Genomic DNA, 3,189 nt, shown 5'->3' with positions numbered 1-3,189 from the left:
GCGGTTCGGGCGGAGGAGGCATCGTCGGCGGCCAGGGCGGCCTCGGCGAGGCTCCGCGCCTCGGACGGGGTGCGTTCGGAGAGCGCGTGTCGTACATCGGCCAGTGCTGGGGGAGCCATCGAGAGACTCGTGGCGCCGAGACCGACCAGCACGACGGCGAGGAGCGGATCGGCGGCGGCCTCGCCGCAGATGCCGACCGGCTTGCCCAGGCGGGCACCGGCATCACCGACCTCGCGCACCAGGCGGAGCACGGCCGGATGCCAGGGGTCCTGGAAACCTGCGACCGAGCCGAGCATCCGGTCGGCCGCCATGGTGTACTGCGTGAGGTCGTTGGTGCCGATCGAGGCGAAGTCGGCGTGCGCGAGCACCCGGTCGGCGAGCAGGGCGCTCGCCGGGATCTCGACCATGACCCCTGCGGTCTGCAATCCGTACTCGCGGGCGAGACCGGTGAAGTAGATCGTCTCCTCGACGGTTGCCACCATCGGAGCCATCACCCACAGGTCGGCCTCGGTCTCGGCGTCGGCTTCGGCCAGTGCCGTCAGTTGCTCACGCAGGATGTCCTCGCTCGCGCGCAGCGCCCGAAGACCCCGCAACCCCAGCGCCGGGTTCTCCTCGTGCGCGTCGTTGAGGAACGCCAGCGGCTTGTCGGCGCCGGCATCGAGCATCCGGACCACGACCTTCTTGCCGGGAAAGGCCGCCAACAGCTCGCGGTACGACTCGCGTTGCTGGGCGATGGTCGGCGCCTGTGCCGAGGAGAGGAACAGGAACTCGGTGCGGAACAGCCCGACGCCCTCGGCCCCCCGAACGACCGCATCGGCCGCATCTGCGGGCTTCCCCAGGTTCGCGAGCAGCGCGACAGGTGTGCCGTCGGCGAGGGCGCCGGGAGTGGGAGGAGCGGTGTCGGCCGACTGGCGGGCAGCGGCGCGCTGAGCTGCGCGGTCCTTCTCGTCCTCCGTCGGTTCGCGGGTGACCACGCCGCTGGCGGCATCGACGATCACCGTCTCGCCCGTGACGAGCTGCGTGCCGTCCGCGACACCGACGCCGACGATCGCGACGATGCCCTTCTCCCTCGCGAGGATCGCGGTGTGGGAGGTCGGCCCGCCGTCGGTCGTGATCAGAGCGAGCACCTGATCCAGGTCCAGGAGTGCGGTGTCGGCCGGGGCGAGGTCGCGGGCGACCAGGACGAACGGGTGTCCCGGGTTCGGGACGCCGGGCGCATCGACGCCGCGCAGGTGCGCCAGGACGCGCTGCGCGATGTCGTCGAGATCGGCGGCGCGCTCGCCGAGGTACCCTCCGACGGCCTCGAGCGTGGCGCGGAAACCTGCGAACGCATCGTGCACCGCCCATTCGGCGGTCGCCCCGGCGTCGATCCGCGCGTCGACCTCCTCCTGGAGCGTCGGATCCTCGGCGATCATCGCCTGCGCTTCCAACACATCCTGTGCGGCACCACCTGCCGCCTCACCGCGCTCGTTCAGTTCACGGGCGACCGTCGCGACCGCCTCGCGTACTCGCGCGCGTTCGGTTTCGGCGCCCGCCGTGCTCGGGGTGTTCTCCGGAGCCGGCATCGCCTCGGCCATGCGGACGACCGGTCCCTGGGCCACGCCGAGACCGATGCCCACCCCGCGCAGCTCGCTCATCCGGCGGTGTCCTGGTCATGGTCGGTGGTGAGGAGCTCGGTGAGCGTGTCCAGCACGCCTTCGGCCCCGTCGCCGTCGGCCGTCAGGGTCACGTAGTCGCCGTACTCGATCGCGAGCGAGATCACGCCGAGGATGCTGGCGGCATTGACCGGTTTGCCCGAGTCCTTCGCGATCGTCACGGCGAGGCCCGAGTCCTTGGCCGCCTGTGCGAACAGCTTCGCGGGGCGGGCGTGCAGTCCGTGGGAGGAGCCGATCCGTACGGTGCGGGTGGCGGTCATGATGTTCCTTTCGGGGTGTCGCCGGCGGCGGCGAGGATCGATCGGGCGAAGTCGAGGGTGCGGGATCCGTCACGGTCGGAGAAGACGTCATCAGGAAGCACGGCGACGGGCGCTTCCACGCTGCGGCGCATCGCCTCGAGCCGGTCACCGAGATGCGGACCGACGAGGACGAGGTCGTGGTCGGAGCCGGCGACGGAACTCTCGGTGCCCGCCACGGCATCCCAGCCGAGACCGGCCGCTGTCGCCGCAGTGCGGAGCCGCAGTGCGACGAACGTGCTCGACGCGCCGGCGCCGCACACCACGAGGATCCTCATCGATTCCCACCTTCCTGAGAACAGTCTGGGAACAAGGAGGGGTGCCGCACCAACAGGTTCCTTTCCGCCCGGGCGGAACCCCGGTTTCCGCCCGGGGATGCCGGCATGCTGACATCATGGAGACCACGTCGAGACAGTGCGGTCACCAAGCGGGAAGGGGAGGATCATGTCGCGCCAGCGCCAGGACCTGCTCCTCACCGCTCTGCTGCGCCAGGAGGGGTGGGCGACGGCTGCCAGCCTCGCCGATCTGCTCGGGGTCACGCCCCGCAGCATCCGGTCGTACGTGGCAGCGCTGAACGCACGGACCCCGGGGGCCGGCGTGATCGAATCCGGCCCGGCCGGGTATCGCGCAGGATCCGGTGCCCGCGGTGCGCTCCGGATGCGCCAGACCGGCGAGTCCGCGCCCCGCGATCGTCTGCACACGCTGGTGCGGCTGCTGCTCGACGAGCCCGCCGGGATCGACGTGTTCGACACGGCCGACGAGCTGCACGTGAGTGAGGCGACTCTCGAGGCGGACCTGGTCAGGGTGCGCAGCCTGCTCGACGGCACCGAACTCGCGCTCGAGCGGGACCGGGAGAGGGTGCGACTGCGAGGGAACGAAGCCGCCCAGCGGCGCCTGCTCAGCAGACTCGCGCACGACGAGATGGATGACGCCTCCTTCCATCCGGAGACCTTCCGGCGTGCCCTGTCGAGGTCTGCGGTGGCCGCCAGCGCGGTCGGTCCGTTCAAGACGTCACTGGTGCGGGAACTCGGCGAGCTCGGCTACTACGTGAACGAGCTCGCGATCGCTGACGTGCTGCTGCACATCGCGATCGCCGCCGAGCGGGTGGCCGCGGGGCACGCCCTCGAGTCGTCGCCGGCGGGTGCCCGGGAGGAGATCCCGCGGGTGGGTGCCGTCATCGCCCGGCTCGCCGCCGAGCACTTCGACGTGGTCCTCGGCGACGGCGACAGCGGTCACCT

At 71.3% G+C, this 3,189-nt stretch carries 4 protein-coding genes; 1 reads left to right on the top strand and 3 read right to left on the bottom strand.

Annotation, left to right across the window (positions count from 1 at the left end; all coding sequences use genetic code 11):
* The 3 genes from ptsP to ACNPM4_RS06255 form a co-directional block, all read right to left on the bottom strand.
* The coding region (gene ptsP, locus ACNPM4_RS06265; RefSeq protein ID WP_448985093.1) for a phosphoenolpyruvate--protein phosphotransferase at positions 1 to 1,637 on the bottom strand (1,637 nt) is incomplete at its 3' end.
* A complete protein-coding gene (locus tag ACNPM4_RS06260; RefSeq protein WP_029262538.1) occupies positions 1,634 to 1,915 on the bottom strand; it encodes an HPr family phosphocarrier protein in 282 nt (93 codons plus the stop codon). The genes ACNPM4_RS06260 and ptsP, both read right to left, overlap by 4 nt.
* Positions 1,912 to 2,229 carry a PTS sugar transporter subunit IIB gene (locus tag ACNPM4_RS06255; RefSeq protein ID WP_029273791.1) on the bottom strand — a complete coding sequence of 106 codons (318 nt, stop codon included), beginning with the start codon at positions 2,227 to 2,229 and terminating at the stop codon, positions 1,912 to 1,914. The genes ACNPM4_RS06260 and ACNPM4_RS06255 overlap by 4 nt, the downstream gene beginning before the upstream one ends.
* Positions 2,230 to 2,395: 166 nt before the next feature.
* Between ACNPM4_RS06255 and ACNPM4_RS06250 the strand changes: the two genes are divergently transcribed.
* A partial coding sequence (locus ACNPM4_RS06250) for a BglG family transcription antiterminator (RefSeq protein WP_448985092.1) occupies positions 2,396 to 3,189 on the top strand: 794 nt, incomplete at its 3' end.

The sequence above is a fragment of the Microbacterium umsixpiens genome, assembly GCF_053543675.1.
Note: the sequence above shows the minus strand (reverse complement) of the source record. Positions and strands in the feature narration are given on the sequence as shown.

Bases quoted from the DNA above. Each gene is read 5' to 3' on its own strand.
- ACNPM4_RS06260 (WP_029262538.1), bottom strand. From the start codon at position 1,915: ATGACCGCCACCCGCACCGTACGGATCGGCTCCTCCCACGGACTGCAC.
- ACNPM4_RS06255 (WP_029273791.1), bottom strand. From the start codon at position 2,229: ATGAGGATCCTCGTGGTGTGCGGCGCCGGCGCGTCGAGCACGTTCGTC.